The sequence below is a fragment of the Chryseobacterium sp. IT-36CA2 genome (assembly GCF_949767875.1).
Classification (GTDB): domain Bacteria; phylum Bacteroidota; class Bacteroidia; order Flavobacteriales; family Weeksellaceae; genus Chryseobacterium.
Window position 1 is genome coordinate 723202 of sequence record NZ_CATKPG010000021.1, and the last position, 20784, is coordinate 743985.

A 20784-nucleotide genomic window follows, 5' to 3' on the forward strand; every position below is an offset into this window, starting at 1 on the left:
TTAATAGATGAATAACTCCGTTTTATTTAATATGTTAAACTGGTTTTGCCGTTTTTTTCTTTTTTCTTCCCCACCAGATCATAAATCCTGTTACCGGAAGGGAGGCGCAGATAATACTTACAACAAAAGCAATGATCTTTGTTGGAAGCCCTAAAATAGCCCCTACGTGAATATCATAATTGGCACTCACTACTTTTTCTCCGAAGTTTTTATCCTTTGGATCATGAGTATGAAGCAGTTCTCCCGAATTTTCATCAAAGATTAAGCTGCTGCTTTTATGATAAGAATAAGATAAGTGTTTTACATATACCTCAAAGTTGGGATGTTCATGATCATCCATGTGTGGATGGCCTAAGTCTATTGCAAAACCGTAAGAATCTGGATACTTTGTCTGTACCGTATTGATGATTTTATCAAGTGTTCCTTCTGTTCTCAGCTCAATAGGAGCTTTTGTTTTAATATGCGAAAAGTCTGGATATTTGGTTTCTCCACCGGAAAATATCACATAAATCATGGCCTGAACTACAAAAAATGCATAAAAAAGTCCTGTAATAGAGAAGATTAAAGCAAAGATTGAGGCATAAAATCCTAAGACATTATGAAGGTCATAGTTTTTTCGTTTCCAGCTTTTAATGTTTTTCCACTTGAAGGCAAAACGTTGTTTTCTTGCTGCCTTGTTTTTAGGCCACCAAAGAATAATCCCGGAGATCAGCATAATGATAAAAATAATAACCGGAATTCCTACTACATATGTTCCCCAGTCCTGCTTTAGAAGGTAGCTCCAGTGGATCATTTTTACAATGTTGAAGAATCCGTTTTTCTCATCATACACTCTCAGTACTTTCCCGGTGTATGGGTTTACATAAGCCTGTTTGTAGATAGGAAATTCATCAAAATAGTTCCAGGCATCTGTATTATGTTCATACCAGAAGAACATATAAGACTGTGTCTTGTCAATAGGAACATTCACCCAGTGGATCGGATATTTCTCTTTTACCTGTTCCGCAACAGCTTTTTCCATCACTCGGATAGGAAGGACCTGTTTCTGCTCGATATTTTGCTCATGATGGTATATGACATCTTTTCGGGTGATGTTTTCCACTTCATCCTTAAAAACGTACAGTGCTCCGGTAATAGAGATAATAAAGATCAGAAAACCTATTCCCAGTCCGAACCACAAGTGCAGCTTGGCAGACCATTTCTTAAAAAATCCAGGTTTCTTTTTATGATGATGATTTTTCTTCATATGGCAGTAAAAAGTAAAGCAAAGATATGTTTTACTTTTTATTTAGTTTAATTAAAATTTGTATTCAATCATGAATGTTCCTCTCAGTCCAAGAGCATTTGTGAAGTCGCTGTCTCTTGCAGTCCACCATGAAATAGCAGGTTGGTATACTTTGTTGAACAGGTTTTCAATACCTAATGACAGTCTCCAGTTGTTGCTAACCTCATAACTTGATTTGAAGTTAAAAACAGTATACTCTGGAACAAATCCTTCACCGTAGGCATACTGTCCAGTTTTAGCATTTGGCTCGAATCTGTTTTGCTGGAAAGAGTGAAGCATATCAAGACCAATGGATAGAGCAGGAACAGGTCTTGCCTGAACATAAGCCAATACTTTAGGGGCAGAAATTCTGCTGTTGTTGATCTTTGCAGAATAATCACCGTCATCTTTTACAGAGGTAATTCCTTCCATCCAGCTGTAGCTTCCGCCAAACTGAATCCATTTTGTAGGAGTAAAGTGTAAAAATCCTTCCACCCCGTATACAATTTCTGGTGATCTCTGAATCATTAATGCTCTGTCCGGGCTTTGCACGAATGATGCTCCTAATTTAGATGTACTCACATAAGAAGTTAATTCATAATTTAACCAACTTGAAAGCTGTCCAGTTGCTCCCAATTCGTAATTGTTAACGATAATTGGTTTTGTTTCCAGGCTATTGATTGTTTCAGAAGTTGAGGTTCTTAAGATTCTTCCTAACTCATTGATAGAGTAAGCCTGAGAGAAGCTTCCGAAAAGATTGATATAAGGTTCAATATTATAACGGATACCGATATTTCCTACCAATGCATTGTAGTTCAGTTTTCCGCCGGCTACAGGAATACTTTTGGTGAAAGTTCCGTCACTTTTCAGGGTAGAAAGTGTATTGAAGTCATCTACATTTACTTTAATGTTTTCGTAGCGAAGCCCTCCTTTGATGGTTAATTTTTTAAACAGATCAATTTTTGCCAACACGAAAGGTGCGATATTGGTCATGCTCATGTTCGGAGTCCAGAAACGTCCGTCTTCCAGCTTTTGAACCGTTTCATCATTCAGAATATCAGCTCCGTAGATGATTTCTCCCTGAGAGTTGGCTGAATTCCAGAGCTGGGTATCAAAATTGAATCTTGCTCCTGCCTTTTTTGAAATGACATTAGACTGACCACCATTGAAAAAGGTATCGCTGTATCCGTAAACGGTTTTGAAATCCTGATAATAAATGTTGATATTCAAAGAAGTTCCTGCAAACAGGTTTTTATTGTCATAGCTTACTCTGATATTGTGGTTTTTCGGAGTTCCCTGAGGCGTTGTTTCCAATCCTTTTCCAATTCCTTCCCCAATGGTAGGGGTGATGCCGTATTTTCCTGTTTTTAAACCTACATTCAGGTCTGATCTTGAAGAATAACCAATATAAGACGCTTCAATTCTTTGATTTTCGTTGATGTCATACCCTACTTTCAGCAATCCATTATAATTGTCCATTTTGGCAATGCTGTAAGTTGGACTTATCAAAACACCGTCACCATCTTTTGTATATCCTGTTCTTTCGTAAGCTAATGAAAGGGTATAGTCAAATTTATTGATTTTTCCGGATAAAAGCTGGCTGGCTCTTACTCCTAAAGTACCACCGTAAGACTGCCCAGTAAGACCAATTTGTGAAATTCCGGAGATTTTTTTATCTGATTTGTTTCTTTTCGTAATATAATTGATGATCCCTCCGTCTGCACCGTTACCATAGATGGAAGATGCGCCTTTGATCACCTCGATTCTTTCGATGGCTGAAGGGTCAATAGTCCTTAAATCTCTTGCTCCGTTACGAAGTGGGGTAGACTGTGGAATCCCGTCAATCAAAACTAAAACCTGGCGCCCTCTTAACGTTTGTCCCGAGTTGGAAGTCTGCCCTGAATTAGTTCCTAAACTGGGAACGGTATACTGTAGGATGCTTGTAATATCAGAATTAACAGTCAGCTGAGACTGGATCTGTTTTTCTCCTACCACCGTGATAGAGCTTGGAACTTCTTTGATGTTTTCCTTTTTTCTGGAGGCAGTCATGACAACCTCGTCTACATTTTTAGTTTGTAGGGTATCTTTTACCTGAGCAAAAACGGTAGTGGTTCCTAAGCAGGCAGCTGATAAAAGCGCTTTTTTCATTATATTTTCTTTCCTTTTTTCTTTCTTTTTCCCCACCAAACCAGAAATCCGGTTACAGGGAGTGATGTACATGTGAGACCTGCCATAAACCAGATGATTTTTCCAATGATTCCGAAATAGGATCCGGTATGGATATCATAATTGGCGTTGGAATATTTCTCGGCGGTACTGAGATTGTGATGAGGTTTGTTGGCCAGTAGTTTTCCGGAGTATTTGTCAAAGGTCAGGATGTTTCTTTCACTGTATCTTCCTTCCAGTCCGTAAACTGTTATCGGAAGGGTTTTCAGCTCTTTTCCTTTCTTATTCTTTCCATTTAAGGTAATTCTGAAGCTGGATGACTTTGTGTACAATTTTTCTGTTTGTGCAGCAGCCAAATCGAAAACAGCTTCATTTTTAGCCATCAGAGAGTCCGGAGATTTTCTTTCTTTTTCCTTTGGAAGCTCCCATGAGCCGGATAGGGCAAATGTGAATGTATTTTTTACGTAAGGATAAGCAAAATAGAGTCCTGTAACACTTAAGAGTAAAGCAATAAATGATGCATAAAATCCTAAGATATTATGAAGGTCATAATTTTTGCGTTTCCAGTTTTTTACATTTTCCCAATTGAACCAGAAACGTCCTTTTCTGGCATTTTTATTTTTAGGCCACCATAAAATGATCCCTGTAATCAGCATAACGATAAAGAGAACGGTTGGGATTCCTACGGTATAAGGTCCCCATTCTGAGTTGAGCAAAAGTCCCCAGTGGAGATATTTCAGAATACTGAAGACATCATATTTTTCATTGTAAACAGCGAGGATTTGCCCGGTATACTGATTCACATAAACCAGTTTGTTAATGCGTACCTGCTGAAAATAATTCCATCCTTTTTTGCTTTTATCATAGTACTCAAACTGATAGGATTTCGTTTTGTCCAACGGAATTTCTACAGCACTGACAGGATACTTTTCATTAAGCTCTAAGGATACTTTTTCGCGAAGCAAATTGATAGACAAAGCTTTTTTCCCAATATCCTCTTTTTTCAGATAAATGGCTTCTTTACGTAAGTTATTCTGTATTTCATCCTTAAAAACATATAAAGTCCCTGAAAGAGAGACTATAAATACAATGATGCCAACAGATAAACCAAACCACAAATGCAGTTTGGCGGACCACTTTTTTGAAGAAGCTTTTTTTGTATGATGATGCTTTTTTCTCATAGCAAAAAGTTAACCCCGTGAGGGGCTAACCTTTGAATTTTTAAAATTTATATCCTATTGATACTCTCCAGTTACGCGGAGCATTGTAGATCCATGCGTACTCTCCTCCGTCTCCTCTATATCCGCTATAAAGCTTTCTGTTAAGAACGTTATTCAGCATAAAGTTAACATCGAATTTTTTAGCAACATAGGAAACCCCAAAGTTGGTATCAAAGTAATCTGGTAAGCTTTGGTCTTTTTTAGCGCTCACCCCAAACCAGGACTGTCTTCCTCCCTGATACTGATATCCTGCTGAAATACCGAAACCTTTCATAAGTCCATTTTCAAATCTATAGCTTATCCATGTATTTTGAACATTTTTTGCATTTCCGGGAGACTGAACTCCAATTCTTGAAGGATCTGTGTCTTTAACGGTTTTCGCATCAGTATAAGCGTAGTTGATAATAAGGTTCAGCCCTTTGATGATTTCTCCCTTGATATCAGTTTCAAAACCTCTTGCTCTTTGTTCTCCGGTAGGAACCTGAAAAGCAACACCTCCGTTTTCATTTGAATTTCCGGCAACAAGAATATTTTGTCTTCTGATTTCGTAAACAGCAAAAGTTGTATTCCATTTTCCACCGAACCAGTCTTTTTTCAATCCAAATTCAATATTCTGACCTCTGAAAGGATCTGTAATCTTCGTTTGATTAATCCCGGTACCGGACTGTGGTGTAAAAGTTTTGTCATAGATACCATAAGCAGAGAAGTTTTCATTAATAGAATAGCTTATTCCGACTCTTGGTGTAAACTCACCTGCTGTATCAGGTACAATAGGAGTTCCCGGGCTCAGATTAGGATATGCGGAATAAGTTTTACCGCTTGTATATCTTCCTGCTAAGGTTAATCTTAATTTATTATCAAACATTTCAATTTGATCCTGAGCATAATAAGAAGTATATTTTACTCCCTGGTCATTATAGAATGGGGCAGAAGTATTTAAAGTATAAAAATCAGAAGATGGAAGTTTTGAAGGATCCACTCCATAATTCACATTATAAATATCAATTGGAAAAGGTCCTCCTGCAAAAGATGAAAAATCAGCATTGTATTTTCTATCTCCGTAATCAAATCCTGCAATAATTTTATGAACAATATTTCCTGTATTAAGCTTTCCTCTCAAATAGGTCTGGAAGATGTGGTTTTTTCCTTTTGCCTGCCAGTTGCTTAATGTTCTGTTTAAAACATTCTTATTGGCTGGATCAAAAGTTCCCCACCATGAACCTCCGTCATAATTAAGGTCCATATATGCATATTGCGTGCTCCAAACCCAATCTTTGAAAAGTTTTTGATCTAAGCTCAAGAATAAACTCTGATCTTTTACTTCAGTCTGCTTGAAATTAGGATCATTAAAGTTGGTATGTACATTCAGTGAAGCATACCCGTCGTTAGACATCAGGTAAGCTCCCGGCTGATTGAATTTTAAATACTGATAATTGTATTGAGCTGTAAATGTAGTCGTCTTTGTAGGTCTGAAAGTAATAGACGGAGCAACAATAATTTTGCTTGTTTTATCATTTTCCACCCACGATTTGTTGGAACTTCCCATCAGGTTGATACGGTAGTCTAAGACTCCGTCTTTCACAAGAACTCCGTCAAGATCTGCCTCTCCTCTGAAAAGATTATAGCTTCCTGTTGTGAAACGTACACTGTTGGCAAATTTTCCTGTTGGCTTTTTAGTTACCACATTATAAAATCCGGCAGGATCTCCCATAGAACCCATAAATCCGGCAGGACCTTTTACAAATTCTATTCTGTCTATGATAGAAGCATCAGGGTTGATTGGCCCCCACGTAGAAGAAACATTCATTCCGTTCATAAAAGTGGCAATACTGGCACCCCTCATGAATACATTGGAATACACATTATCCCAGTGTTCTACTTTTCTTGCCCCACTTACGTTACGAACAATTCCTTCAGACATGTTCAATGTAAGCTGGTCCGCAAGAACCTGAGAACTTATAGACTGTACATTCTGAGGAAGCTCAAGAATCGGAGTCTGAATTCTCAGTGAACCCGAAACTTCATTCAGTTTATACTTCTGATAATATCTTCCACTAACAACTACTTCTTCAATATCGTTGGATTTGATGGTGTCTTTTTTTTCCTGTGCAAAACTTAACATGGAAGTTAATAATGCAGCTCCTATTGTTATTTTTTTCATTGTTTATAAAGTCCTTAATGTGTATGAATAATGTACGTATCGTACTTAAAATTTGTATGTTAATGTTCCTACAGCATTGATCAGCCTTTGTGGATTTGCAGTTGTGTACCCAATCCAGTAATGCTGATTGGTGAAGTTGTCTACCTTTACTCCAATTCTGAATTTTTTAGCATCATAATAAGCGCTGGCATTCAAAACAACATAAGATGGTAAAGAAAATACTCCGTCTGCGGAATTATAAATTTTATTTTCACTCGCATAGTTTCCTCCAAGTCCGAATCCTAACCCTTTAAACCTTCCGTCAAGAAATTGATAGCTCGCATATAAATTGGCCAGGTAAGGTGAACCGGATGTATTCGGTCTTCTGTCTGCTACAGAAGGGTCTGCTTTTGTGTATTTTGAATCATTATAACTGAATCCTGCAATGGCTGTGAAACCTTTCAACAGATAAGCATTGATCTCAAGCTCAACCCCTTTACTTACAATCGTTCCATCCTGAATCTGAGCCTGTGGATTGGATGCAAGCTGTAAGTTTCTTAAAACATCTTTTACTTTAATATTGTAGTAACTTAACGTAGAAGATACTTTTCCGTTAAAAAGGTTTGTTTTTATTCCTCCTTCCATTTGGTTAGCCTGCTCTGGAAGAGGTGTTCTTGTAACCCCTGACCCATCCACATAGTATGAAAGGTTCTTAAAACTGTTCTGATAGTTTCCAAAAACAGAAACTTTGTCTTTAATAATCTCATACACAATCCCTAATTTTGGAGAAAAGAAAGTCTGATTTAGCTTTTTGCTTTCTTCAGAACTTGCAGCGCCAGTAATACCTGGTTTATTCGTGAAATTGTCTACCCTTAATGCCATTAAAACATTAAGACTATTAGTAATATTTAATACGTTTGAAATATAAACAGCGTAGTTTTCCTGAATTCCTTTAATGATATAAGGGTTTTCATTCCCTGCCATAGCATTATACTTTTCCTGTAAAGCCGTACCATTGAAATTGGTGTAGTCAAAACCAGCCTGATGTAAAGGAACAGGAATTGAGTTTCCTTGGGCATCTCTATCAAATCCGTTCACATCATAGAAGTTTTGATCATTATTTACTCTTAAATAATCAAAACCTAATACAACTCTGTTTCTCAGATTTCCAATTTTGAAATCTCCGTTAAAGTTCTGTTGAAAATTATGGGATTTTTTTCTGCTGTCTCTTGTTGACTGATCACTTCTGTACATACTGTCTGCACTGTCACCCATAAAATAGAGATAAGGCATAAACCCATTAGAATAGCTGGAAGATGTGCTGAAATTAGTTGATGAAGTAATAGAATTTGAAATCTTATAATTAACCTGTCCGAAAAAGTTGATACTTCTTCCGCTATTAGTAAGATCTTTTCCTAAATATGAATTTTTATAATCAAGATTTAAATCCTTGATATTGTTTACTTTTTGAAGATAACTACCTGAGTAGAAGAAGAAAGTCTGATCACTCATATTTTTCATCTGGAAGAGTTCCATGTCTAAATTAATGCTTAAACGATCAGTTGGTTTGTAGCTTAAACTTGGAGCAATTGCAAGATTTCTTCTAAATCCTTCGGTCTGAAAAGTTCCTTCATTCGTATAAGCAGAATTTAAACGGAACAATAATTTTTTATCCTTTGTTAGAGGAGTATTAATATCTACTGCCGCTCTGTAGGTATCATAGCTGCCACCAGCCAGACTCACATTTCCTGCGAATGTTTCATAGGGCTTTTTGGTTACTCTGTTGATGACACCGCCATAGCTTGAAAGAAGACTTCCGAATAAAGTTCCTGAAGGACCTTTCAGAACTTCCATTTTTTCAAGATTTATGGCGTCAATAGTTCCTGTTACGGATCCAAGAACTCCGTTTCTTAAAGAATTGGCAGATACGAAACCTCTTAAACTTACATATGCACCTCCATCTCCAGCTCTTCCGTTTGAAGTCCACATTGGCTGCAGACCAGGAATGTTTTTAAAGGCATCATCTACCGTATAAATTCCTTGATTTTCTAAAATGCTCTTATCAACACTTGAATAGACTTGCGGGTTCTCAATAGCCTTTAGCGGCATTTTGTTTGAGTATTCGCTATCCTTTTTAATATACGTGTTTATAAGTATTACTTCATCAATGCTTTTGGTATTGGTAGAATCCTTCTTCTGAGCAAAGGACATAATTGGTCCAAGCAGCGAAGCACAGATGAGTACATTTTTCATGAAAGTCAAATTTTCTGCAAATATATTATTTTTAAGTATTCTAAATAAATAATGAGATTGATATTTATCATGAAATAGTATATAATGAATAACAAAAAACCGCTCTAGCCATTGCCAGAGCGGTTTTTATGTGATTTTATTAAAATTTTCTTAAGCCGGGATTTCTCCTTTGTATAAGAAAGAAATAATCTCTTTGTTTAGTTTGTCGATCATCTCACTGAATAAGTGGAAAGATTCCTGCTTGTAAATTACCAGTGGATCTTTCTGCTCGTAAACAGCTCCTTGTGAAGATCTTCTTAAGTCGTCCATCTCACGAAGGTGAAGCTTCCAGTTTTCGTCGATAATTGATAAAGTGATATTCTTTTCAAAATCGTTCACTAAACTTTCACACTGAGTATCGTAAGCTTCTTTAAGATCAGCTACAATAGTCATTGTTTTGTGTCCGTCTGTGAAAGGAACCTGGATCATTTTGAACATAGAACCTTGATTTTGGTATACATTCTCAATAATAGGGAATGATTTTTCTTTCAATAGGTTCAGCTTCATTTTGTAATCTTCCTGAGCTGCCTGGAATAAGATATTGGTCAGATCCTGAACACTTTTATTATTAAAATCACTTTGGGAAACCGGAGATTCCATCGTAAATGTTTTAATGATTTCGTATTCAAAATCTTTATAATTTCCTGATGCTTTTCCTTTCGCAACGATAGAATTGGCAACATCGAAAATCATATTTGTGATGTCATATTTCAAGTGGTCTCCGAATAGAGCGTTCTTTCTTCTCTTGTAGATTACGTCACGTTGTTTGTTCATTACGTCATCATATTCAAGAAGTCTCTTTCTTGTTCCGAAGTTGTTTTCTTCTACTTTCTTCTGAGCTCTTTCAATAGACTTACTGATCATAGAGTGCTGAATTACTTCACCTTCTTTATGACCCATTCTGTCCATCATTTTAGCAATTCTCTCAGAACCAAACAAACGCATTAAGTTATCTTCAAGAGATACATAGAACTGAGAACTTCCCGGGTCTCCCTGACGTCCCGCTCTACCTCTTAACTGTCTGTCAACACGTCTTGAATCGTGTCTTTCTGTACCAATGATGGCTAAACCTCCAGCTTCTTTTACTTCTTTAGAAAGCTTAATATCCGTACCACGACCTGCCATGTTTGTTGCAATGGTTACAACTCCCGGCTGTCCTGCTCCTGCCACAATTTCTGCTTCCTTCTTGTGAAGTTTCGCGTTCAATACCTGGTGTGGGATTTTTCTTAACTGAAGTGCTTTTGATAATAATTGAGAAATTTCAACAGAAGTAGTACCTACTAGAACAGGTCTTTTTGCTGCCGTTAATCTTTCAATTTCTTCAATTACAGCATTGTATTTTTCTCTATTGGTTTTGAAAACCAAATCTTGCTTATCATCTCTTAAAATAACACGGTTGGTAGGAATTACCACAACATCTAATTTGTAGATTTCCCAAAGTTCCCCTGCTTCTGTTTCTGCAGTACCTGTCATCCCCGCAAGTTTGTTGTACATACGGAAATAGTTCTGAAGCGTAACCGTTGCAAAAGTTTGAGTCGCTGCCTCAATTTTTACATTCTCTTTCGCTTCAATCGCCTGGTGAAGACCGTCTGAATAACGACGTCCCTCCATAATACGACCTGTCTGTTCATCAACGATTTTTACTTCACCATCAATCACTACATACTCATCATCTTTTTCAAATAATGTGTATGCTTTCAATAGTTGGCTCATTGTGTGAACACGCTCAGATTTTTCAGCAAAATCAGAGAAAAGTCTTTCTTTAGCTTCAAACTCTTCTTCTTTAGATAAGTTTTTAGCTTCTAATTCAGCAATTTCAGTTCCGATATCCGGAAGTACAAAGAAGTTTGAATCTGAGTTTCCTTGAGACATGTATTCAACACCTTTGTCTGTAAGGTCTACCTGATTGTTTTTTTCTTCAATTACGAAGTAAAGATCTTTATCTACGATCGGCATATCACGGTTGTTATCCTGCATGTACTGTGCTTCAACTTTCTGAAGCAATGCTCTGTTTCCGCTTTCCGATAAGAATTTGATTAATTGTCTGTTTTTTGGAAGACCTCTGTACGCCTGAAGTAATTTGAATCCTCCTTCTTTTGTATTTCCTGCAGCGATTAATTTTTTCGCTTCATTAAAAATAGTAGAAACAGTTTTCTTTTGTACTTCAACGATTCTGTCGATAGAAGGCTTTAGAACATCAAATTCCTGTCTGTCTCCCTGAGGAACCGGACCAGAGATGATCAAAGGTGTTCTGGCGTCATCTACCAATACAGAGTCAACTTCATCCACGATCGCAAAGTTTAATTCTCTTTGTACCAGTTCTGAAGGTGAGGTCACCATGTTATCTCTCAGATAATCGAAACCGAATTCGTTATTTGTTCCGTAAGTAATATCTGAGTTATATGCTTTTCTTCTTCCGTCTGAGTTCGGTTGGTGGTTATCGATACAATCGATAGACATTCCGTGGAACTGATAAAGAGGACCCATCCATGCGGAGTCTCTTTTTGCAAGGTAGTCATTCACGGTTACAACGTGTACTCCTCTTTCCGGAAGTGAATTTAAGTAAATAGGTAATGTTCCTACCAAAGTTTTACCTTCACCGGTTGCCATCTCGGCAATTTTACCACTGTGAAGAATAACCCCTCCGATAAACTGAACATCATAGTGGACCATATCCCAAACTACAGGAGTTCCGGCAGCGTCCCATGAGTTTTTCCAAACAGCTGTGTCTCCCTGAATGCTAACGAAATCTTTTCCTGCAGCAGCAAGTTCTCTGTCCCAATCACTTGCAGTTACACGGATTTCTCCATTCTGAGCCCATCTTCTTGCCGTTTCTTTGATCAATGCAAAAGCTTCGGGAAGAACCTGAATCAGAACTTTTTCTTCAATTTCGTATGATTCTTTCTTTAAAGACTCAATTTTTGAGAAAAGAGCTTCTTTTTCATCAACATTGGTTGAATTTTTTATCTGCTCTTTTATCTGTTCTATTTGAGCTGTGATCTTGCTGGTTGCAGATTTTATATTCTCTTTAAACTCAGCCGTCTTTTGTCTCAACCCATCATCCGACAATTGTTGAATGTTAGGTTCTACAGCTCTGATTTTTGTTACAACTTTTTTTACTTCTTTTAGGTCCTGCGCTTTCTTGTCTCCCAAAAACCCTTTAAGAACTTTGTTTAAAAAACTCATAAATTTTTTGCTTTATGCTTAATGCAAAATGCTTTAAGCGTTTTAAATAACACTTATCGTGTAAATTAATATATAAAAAGGGCAAAAAAGCTCTAAGCACGCAGCCTAAAGCTTATCGCTTTATTAATATTCGTCCTCGTTCCAAAGGAAATCCTCGTCAGTAGGATAGTCACTCCATACTTCTTCGATAGATTCATAAATTTCTCCTTCGTCCTCGATTGCCTGAAGGTTTTCTACTACTTCCATAGGTGCACCAGTTCTGATTGCGTAGTCGATAAGCTCTGCTTTTGTCATTGGCCAAGGTGCGTCACTTAAATATGAAGCTAATTCTAATGTCCAGTACATAATTTTCTAATTTTTTGCAAAAGTATAAAAATAGGTTGTATAATAAACTTTTTTATACTTGATTTTCAATTCTTTTTATAATATTTTCTTATAAATGTCTGTCACAAACTGGTTGGCAGCTGTGTCAGCAATTTACTTAATGTCGTTTTCTCAAAAACCATTCCACAAATTTTTTTATGCCATTTTGGAAGTCTGTGGCCGGTTTATATCCTATTAAATCCTTAGCTTTGGTAATATCGGCATTTGTTTTTGTGACATCTCCCGGCTGCATTGGCAGAATTTTTTTGTTGGCAGTTTTTCCAAGTGAATTTTCTATAGTGGCCACCATCTCAGATAAATTGATCACTTGGTTTTCGCCCAGATTAAGGATTTCATAAACTCCGGAATGAGTTTCCAGATAAAGGATAGACTTGGTAATACCATCAATAATATCATCTATATAAGTATAATCTCTGGCTGTGCTTCCATTCCCATAGAAAGGGATTTCCTTATCCTCCGAAATAAGCTTTACAAATTTGTGTATGGCGAGGTCTGGCCTCTGTCTTGGTCCATATACGGTGAAGAATCTAAGCTGGATCATATCTATATGATATAGGCTGTGATAAACATGTCCTATAACCTCTCCGCTTTTCTTGGTAGCTGCATAGGGAGAAATAGGATTATCTACATTATCCGTTTCTGAAAAAGGAATTTTTTCATTGTTTCCATAAACACTTGAAGAAGAGGCGCAGATAAATTTTTTAATATTAAAATCTTTACATAGCTCCCAAAGATTCATAGTACCACGTACATTCACTTCTTCGTACTCCAGAGGATGTTCAATAGAAGGCCGCACGCCTGCAAGCGCTGCCAGATGAACAACCATGTCAATATGGTGATTTTTAAAGATATTTTCTAAACCTGTTTTATCCCTTATATCCTGCCAATAGAGGGAGTATTGATCAGAATGAGTGAGGGAAACCAAACGCGGGATATCAGTCTCTTTATCCGAGAATTCAAAATCCGAATTTTTACCGATTGACTCTAAAGTATTTTTAATTTTTACCTGATAGTCATAGAAATCATCAAAATTGTCAATGTTTATGACAGAATGTCCATTTCCTAATAATCGCTCAATTAAATGGGAACCGATGAACCCACTGCCGCCTGTTATGAGATAAACCATTTGTATTTTTTATTAGTGCAAAAATATAAATTTTACTTTTTGAAAAATATAATCATTAAATTTACTTAAAAAAGTAATATAAATATAATATGCAGTTTCAAGGGCAAATTTTAAAAATGACAAGCTTCGACGCAAAACCCATTCAGTATTATCTCAACCTTTCTGGAGATCTGATCCACATGAATGAGCTGTTTGGAAAGGGGTTAAGCATCAAACATACAGGATTTCAATGTGTAAATTGTGGACTCAATAAGCCTATTTACAGAATGGGATTCTGCAAAAGCTGTTTTTTTGAGAGCCCTTATGCCAGTGATACCATTATCCGTCCGGAACTTTCTACTGCACATTTAGGAGTTGCAGAACGTGATCTTGAAGTGGAAAAACAAATTCAGCTGCAGCCACACACTGTTTATCTGGCATACACTGGAGATGTGAAGGTAGGTGTTACCAGAAATACACAGATTCCTACAAGATGGATTGATCAGGGAGCAACTTTTGCATTACCCATTGCACGAACAGAGAACCGCTATGAAGCAGGAATGATAGAAGTGGCTTTAAAAGAACATCTGGCAGATAAAACGAACTGGAGAAAAATGCTGCAGGATGATTTTGAAGGAGAAATAGACCTTGCAGACTTCAGACAAAAGATAAAAGAATATTTTCCTGAAGATTTTCAGAAGTTCTATAGTGAAGGTGAAGAATTGTGGGCGTTCGATTATCCTTTTGAAAAGCCTGAGAAAGTAAATTCATTTACTTTAGACAAAAAACCTGAATTTATAGGAAAACTTACAGGGATCAAAGGGCAGTATCTGGGATTTGAAGGAGGAAATTTCATGAATGTAAGAGGGCATGAAGGATATGTAATTGAGCTTGAAATAAAGAATTGATCTATACAATAGGTAAACACCAAATCACAGAATATGAGGAAATGGGTTAAAAGACTATTAATAAGTTTCGGGATCCTGGCAGGAATTCTTCTTGCTGCGAACTTCGGACTGAATATATGGCTTAAAACCCAGCTTCCGGATTATATAAAAAAAAATACAAATTATAAAGTTTCTTACAAAACCCTGGATGTTGATCTGGGAACAGGAAATATCTTAGCAACAGGAATTTCAGTCAATAGTAAAGATCCGCAAAATACAGACGTTATCGGTTTACAGGGAACTGTTGACACTTTAAAGATAAGCCGCTTTGGAATTTATGATGCTGTTTTTAATAAAAAAATCAGCTCATCAGATGTATTGCTGGGAAAACCTGATCTAAATATTATTCTTGCAAAACCACGTGATCAGAAAACCGGAAAGAAAAAAAATCCCTTCTTAATTGAGAATATCAGGATCAATGACGGTAAATTTGCCGTTTTCAAACATACTAAACAGAAATTTGTATCCGTACAGAAGCTTAATCTGCTGGTAGAAAACCTGCAGATGACAGATGAATCTGTAGAAGATAAATTACCCATCGAATTTGACAGCTACAGCATCAAAGGAGAAAAGTTCTTTGTCCGTCCCAATGAAACGTATGCAATTACCATAAATTCTATTAATACTGCAGACGGGCAAATGTCTTTTGAGAACTTCAGACTGACTCCGCTTCTTTCTTTTGCTCAGTTTAAAAAGTTTTACCCTAGAAAATCTCAGCTGCTTGAATGCAGTATTCCAAAAATGGAATTCAAAGATGTGATGCTTAAAAAAAATAAAGTATCACTTAATAATGTAGATTTTCAAAATCCAGCTTTTACAATATATAATACAGGCATAAAATCCAAAAAGAAAGAAAAAAAATCAGATTTTGAGATTGATTTAAAAAGTTTTAAGCTCAATAATGCTGTAGTTCAGATCAACAAACCGGACGGAAACAAACTCTTGGCCGTCGGAGCATTGAGTTTAAATATTAGCCAGCTGATGTTTAATAAGGAAACTTCAGAACAGGTTATTCCTTTCGGGTATAAAGACTTTCTGCTTTCCGGAAGAGATGTTTTGTATTCTAATCATCAGAATATTTCGATAAGAAATATTGCACTGAAGCCTACAAATGGTGAAATTCTGGATGTTGTATTGACACCGGGCGCTTCCGCTGTGGGAAAAACAATAATGAATTTAAAGACAAATCATATTGCATTTAATATCAATAAACTAGAATTTGTTGATAAAAAACTGAATCTGGATATCAAAGATGTTCTTGTAAATAACATAAACGGAACGATCAAAGCAGGAGAGAAGAAACAGAATAAAACTTCTGAACCTGGGGTTATACAATCTGTTATTGTAAGGAAAATATCTTTGAAAAATTCAAATATCGTTTATGACAACGGAAAACAGCCTTTAGCTTTTCATGATTTGAGTGCCAGGGCAAATAATATTGAATTATCATCAAGATCTAGCCAGCCGGGTCTTTCCTTTAAAGTGAAAGATTATTATATTACCACCAGAAATCTCTCCTACAAAACACAATTTTACAACATGAGCCTTGGGCTTCTGAAGCTCAATAAGAATAAAGTACAGATCAACAATTTTGCCATGAAACCTCTTTTTTCGAGAGCCCAATTTATCAAAATGATACCCGTTGAGAGGGATTTGTATGATTTGAAAGCTGCACAAATAACTGCGGAAGGAGAGTGGGATCTGTTTTCTCGAAATAAAATAATAAATGCTTCCCACGTAGGCATTGAGTCAGCGAATGCTAATATTTTCAGAAGTAAAATCCCTAAAGACGATCCGAAAATTAAAGCTTTGTATTCAAAAATGCTGAGATCCATCAAAATTCCGATGACAATTAATAATCTTGATCTGAAAAACTCAGTATTGGTATACGAAGAAGATACTCCGGAAAGTATGGGGCCGGGAAAACTGACCTTCAGTAACTTTAATATGAATGTCAAAAACCTGAATTCTGCTAAAATAAAAGGAAAACCCACAAAAGTGGATATTAAAATTAATTGTTCTTTCATGAACCTGTCGCCTCTTTCTGTCAACTGGAACTTTGATGTGGGCGATCAGAATGACGCATTTGCAATCTCCGGAAAAACCACCAATCTTCCGGCCAGCGGAATCAATCCTTTTATCAGACCTTACCTTCATGTCACAGCAACTGCGGGAATTATTCAGGAAATGCTCTTTAATTTTAAAGGAAACCCTGCCGGATTACACGGAACTTTTAATCTTAAACATAAAGATCTGAAAATTGCTGTTTTAAATAAGAATAATCATGAGAAAAAAGGATTCCTGACAGCTGTTGCCAATATTTTCATAAAATCAAATTCAGGAAGTTACCCGGAATCTGTTGCTGTAGAAAATGTAGAGCGTGATCCTACAAAGTCTTTCTTTAATCTTTTCTGGAAAGGAATTGAGCAGGGATTAAAGAAAACATTGATTGGTGCAAACGTTGAGAAGACAGAGAAGAAAGTCAAAAAAGCCGTTTCATCTGTGAAAGAAATGAAGCAGTCTGTAAAAGAAATAAAACAGGAGATTAAAAATAAAACCTCAAAACCGGAAGAAGAGAAAAAAGAAAAGAAAGGTTTTCTGAACAACATATTCAGAAAAAAGGAAAAAACTGAAGAATAATTCTTTAAACCATTGAGACAGAATCATTGATTACTGAGTCTATAAAAGTAAACAGATTTTAATTAAAACAACCTTAATGGTTTAAAAAATCAATATAAAGAACAATAGGTTTAGCTAGAAATTGAATTCATCACTTTCCAATACAGGAATATCTCTCAGAAATTTATCAAACTCTTCACCAGGATAATTGCTGTCAGCCCCATAAGAATCTATGATCATTCCACGGTTTCCCGCATTATCTTTTACCACATAAAGCACCGCATTATCATCAGGATTACTATCTCCTTCAAAACGATATGTCTTTAAAATGACCAATTCTGCTGGCTGATAAACTTTGTCCGAATTTTCAAACTTCATTTCGCACTTTTCATTCATTCTGAATTCTCTTTGTATTCCTCTCTCAGAAAGCGTTTTCATGACTTCGCTTAAGGTAGTCATCGCATCAAAATTCCCTGAATTTTCCATAATACTATTTTTGTTGTTAAATACAATAATTAAACCATTGCATTTTCTAAATATAAGAAAATAGCAGATTATAATTTTCTTAAAAATAAAGTTTAATGTTAACAAAATTTATAATTTGAAAAAATAAAAGAGGTATACTTTTTGCAATGGTATCAATAATAAATCAGAGAAAATATGAAAAAAGAAGTTGGAGTTTTACTTGCAGGGGGAGTTGGTCTTTTGGCAGTATTAAGCTTAATTAGTATTAAAAAAATTTTAACAAAAAAAGATAAAAAATATAGTGATTCCTATTCGGATTATCACAGACACTTTGATGAAAAGAACCACGACGACGAAACACACGGAGTGGAATTTTACGCGCTGAAGTAGTAAAAAAATATATTTAATTATGTTTAAATCCAACGCTTTTGAAAGTGTTGGATTTTTTTGTGGAAAACTTTAATGTTAAAACTCATTATTTTATAAAAATTCCATTCTAATTTTACACAAGAATGCAAAACGAAAATTTCATAAAAGGTCAGGGAGCTCAGCGAAACGTTGTTAATCGTTTCGACAGGTATACCTATGAGCCTGAAGATGAAGATTTCGAAACAGTAAAGACTTCTTTCACTGAAGTATTCCCCAAAACCATTGTCAATCAGGTCAAAAGTGAAGACCTACCCATGGAATATTCCATGAATCCTTATCAGGGATGTGAACATGGATGCTCTTACTGCTTTGCAAGACCTACCCACGAATATTGGGGCTATAGTGCAGGAATTGATTTTGAAAGAAAAATCATGGTAAAAAAGAATGCTCCCGAATTGCTGGAGAAGTTTTTTCAAAAAAGAGGCTATAAAGCAGCCCCGATTCTGTTATCCGGAAATACAGACTGTTATCAGCCCGCCGAAAGACAATTTGAAATCACCAGAAAACTACTGCAGCTTTGTCTGGATTACAGACATCCTGTCAATATTCTGACAAAAAACGCACTGGTCTTAAGAGATCTGGATATTTTAAAACCCATGGCAGAACAAAATCTGGTGTCAGTCTCTCTAAGTATCCCAACAATCAATGAAGATCTGAGACGAAAGATGGAGCCTAGAACAAGCTCTGCAAAAAATAAATTAAAAGCCGTAGAAATCCTTTCAGAAAATAATATTCCTGTACATGTAATGGTAGCGCCTATTATTCCCGGACTAAACAGTGATGAACCCTTAAATATATTGAAAGCCATTTCCGATGCTGGAGCTTTAGGATTCGGATATACCCTGGTAAGATTAAATGATACCGTTGAGCCTGTTTTTGTGAATTGGATTGAATCCCATTTTCCGGACAGAGCACAGAAAGTCTTAAATCTCATCCGCTCTATGAGAGGTGGAAAATTGGGTGATAAAAGATATTTTGAAAGACAGAGAGGAGAAGGGAATATCGCAGAAATGATTCATACCACCTTTAAGATTGGCAGAAAGAAGTTTTTTGAAGGCAAAGAATTTCCAAAGCTTTCAACCTCCAACTTCACCGGAACCCGTGATCAGCAACTAAGATTGTTTGATTAATCATAATTTATGAAGAGATTCTACATATATTATATAGTATAAGTAAAATCCTTTTTCAACATTACTATATTAATGATCTTTGATAGTGAGATTGCTCCCAACATTCATCATATATATAAGGAATAGCTATAACCTTTCCAAACCCTCCAACTCTCAGACTTTCTCAGTCTCCAACATTCTCAGGAGCTTCATCCTGCTATCCATTCCTACTCCTCGCGCCAGCGCACCCCACGCTCAAACCCTCCCACCATCAATGCTGCGGGGTAACCATTTCTATCAGGGCTAGAAGAAAATTATAAATTATGAATGATGAATGATGGGTTATAAAGTTGCGGGTTCCTGGTTGCCGGGTTTCGGTAATCAGGTTGAAGTTTTTAAATCTATAATTCCTATATAATAACCAGTGTAGAGATATCCGGCTATTCCCATTATGTCATTCTGCAGGAATTCAGACTTATTGATGAGAATTGTAAAGGAAGTAAAATGATAGAATAATGTCAAAAGTTTTTTTAGCAGTTAGTATTAGCGGTGTCATGCTGAGCAGAGTCGAAGTATTTTACTTACGATGCATAATATTTCTGCTATTATAACCTCTCTTATATATATTGTACTGGTTATCCTCTGTGCAAATCTGTGCAGTCTATGGTTAATTGTACCTGGCGATTCAATAGAAGCGGGCTATAATCCTGAGCTTAGACCAAGGAAGCCTGTTTGATGAACACAAATCATTCAGCGGCTTTATCTCCAACCTGGAAAAAGAATATTTCTAGAAAGATATCTATTATTATATATAGGTATACCTTTCATTACTCATGAAAACCCCTTTCACACCCAAACTCTCCAGCTTTCAACCCCTCTCCCCGAACCTCCCAAACAAATGTTTAAAATTTTTCTCACTGCGTTCCAGTGTTTTAGGATTAAATATGAATAAAATGTAACATTTATGTTAAATAAATTTGCGTAGAGTGAGTTAAGTTTCTATCTTTGCCCCACTGAAAAACGAAAGACATTCAGCAGCGCAGAAGAGCCTTTAGATAGGCAAAAACATTAGATACTTCAAAAAGAGACGGACGAAAAAACTTTAAAACTTTTGTAAAAAAAAGTTGCCAGTTAAAAAAGAGTTTGTATCTTTGCAGTCCCAATTACAGGGAGCGCAGGAGTGGATGACTTAGGGTTTAGGAGAGAGGTTAAGGTTACTTAAAAAACTTTAAAATTTTCTTTCAAAACATTTGGTCATTAAGAAATAAAGTTTTACTTTTGCACTCGCAAATACGGAGCGACACTGACATAAAGATTGCTACGTTAAAAAGCGGAAGATATAAAGATCATTGACATACAATATAACAACCAAGTAAGGAAAAACTAAAGCGTTAAAAAACTTTGAGTGAGTCAGACAAACATACAATGGAGAGTTTGATCCTGGCTCAGGATGAACGC

The 20784-nt window shown here is 36.3% G+C and carries 13 protein-coding genes; 4 read left to right on the plus strand and 9 right to left on the minus strand.

Annotated elements, in window-relative coordinates; all coding sequences use genetic code 11:
- Positions 1–34: 34 nt before the first annotated feature.
- The 8 genes from ACM6F9_RS14830 to ACM6F9_RS14865 all read right to left on the minus strand — a co-directional run bounded on the left by ACM6F9_RS14830 (position 35) and on the right by ACM6F9_RS14865 (position 13778).
- Positions 35–1246 carry a PepSY-associated TM helix domain-containing protein gene (locus tag ACM6F9_RS14830; RefSeq protein WP_414846417.1) on the minus strand — a complete coding sequence of 404 codons (1212 nt, stop codon included), beginning with the start codon at positions 1244–1246 and terminating at the stop codon, positions 35–37.
- A 51-nt stretch (positions 1247–1297) separates the two neighbouring features.
- Positions 1298–3412, minus strand: coding sequence for a TonB-dependent receptor (locus tag ACM6F9_RS14835; protein ID WP_414846418.1), 2115 nt, complete (start codon positions 3410–3412; stop codon positions 1298–1300).
- Complete coding sequence (locus ACM6F9_RS14840) at positions 3412–4611, minus strand: PepSY-associated TM helix domain-containing protein (RefSeq protein ID WP_414846419.1); 1200 nt, start codon at positions 4609–4611, stop codon at positions 3412–3414. The genes ACM6F9_RS14835 and ACM6F9_RS14840 overlap by 1 nt, the downstream gene beginning before the upstream one ends.
- 40 nt (positions 4612–4651) lie before the next feature.
- A complete protein-coding gene (locus ACM6F9_RS14845; RefSeq protein WP_414846420.1) occupies positions 4652–6811 on the minus strand; it encodes a TonB-dependent siderophore receptor in 2160 nt (719 codons plus the stop codon).
- Between the two features lie 45 nt (positions 6812–6856).
- Positions 6857–9043, minus strand: coding sequence for a TonB-dependent siderophore receptor (locus ACM6F9_RS14850; RefSeq protein WP_414846421.1), 2187 nt, complete (start codon positions 9041–9043; stop codon positions 6857–6859).
- 150 nt (positions 9044–9193) lie between these two features.
- Positions 9194–12268 (minus strand): preprotein translocase subunit SecA, encoded by a 3075-nt coding sequence (gene secA / locus ACM6F9_RS14855; protein ID WP_414846422.1) that lies wholly within the window; start codon positions 12266–12268, stop codon positions 9194–9196.
- A gap of 123 nt (positions 12269–12391) precedes the next feature.
- A complete protein-coding gene (locus ACM6F9_RS14860) occupies positions 12392–12613 on the minus strand; it encodes a DUF2795 domain-containing protein (RefSeq protein ID WP_002662059.1) in 222 nt (73 codons plus the stop codon).
- Between the two features lie 136 nt (positions 12614–12749).
- Positions 12750–13778 (minus strand): GDP-mannose 4,6-dehydratase, encoded by a 1029-nt coding sequence (locus ACM6F9_RS14865; RefSeq protein WP_414846423.1) that lies wholly within the window; start codon positions 13776–13778, stop codon positions 12750–12752.
- An 89-nt stretch (positions 13779–13867) separates the two neighbouring features.
- On the opposite strand from ACM6F9_RS14865, the gene ACM6F9_RS14870 reads away from it, so the two are divergent.
- Together ACM6F9_RS14870 and ACM6F9_RS14875 are read left to right on the plus strand one after the other, a co-directional pair.
- Positions 13868–14665 carry a DUF2797 domain-containing protein gene (locus ACM6F9_RS14870; RefSeq protein WP_414846424.1) on the plus strand — a complete coding sequence of 266 codons (798 nt, stop codon included), beginning with the start codon at positions 13868–13870 and terminating at the stop codon, positions 14663–14665.
- Between the two features lie 33 nt (positions 14666–14698).
- Positions 14699–17344: a hypothetical protein gene (locus ACM6F9_RS14875; RefSeq protein WP_414846425.1), complete on the plus strand. Its 2646-nt coding sequence runs from the start codon at positions 14699–14701 to the stop codon at positions 17342–17344.
- A 114-nt stretch (positions 17345–17458) separates the two neighbouring features.
- Here the strand turns inward: ACM6F9_RS14875 and ACM6F9_RS14880 are convergent, their stop codons facing one another.
- Positions 17459–17809, minus strand: a complete 351-nt coding sequence (locus tag ACM6F9_RS14880) for a hypothetical protein (RefSeq protein ID WP_414846426.1) — start codon at positions 17807–17809, stop codon at positions 17459–17461.
- A 174-nt stretch (positions 17810–17983) separates the two neighbouring features.
- On the opposite strand from ACM6F9_RS14880, the gene ACM6F9_RS14885 reads away from it, so the two are divergent.
- Both ACM6F9_RS14885 and ACM6F9_RS14890 read left to right on the plus strand, forming a co-directional pair.
- Positions 17984–18178, plus strand: a complete 195-nt coding sequence (locus tag ACM6F9_RS14885; protein ID WP_066691102.1) for a hypothetical protein — start codon at positions 17984–17986, stop codon at positions 18176–18178.
- Between the two features lie 122 nt (positions 18179–18300).
- Positions 18301–19347: a PA0069 family radical SAM protein gene (locus tag ACM6F9_RS14890; RefSeq protein WP_414846427.1), complete on the plus strand. Its 1047-nt coding sequence runs from the start codon at positions 18301–18303 to the stop codon at positions 19345–19347.
- The last annotated feature ends 1437 nt before the right edge of the window (positions 19348–20784 follow it).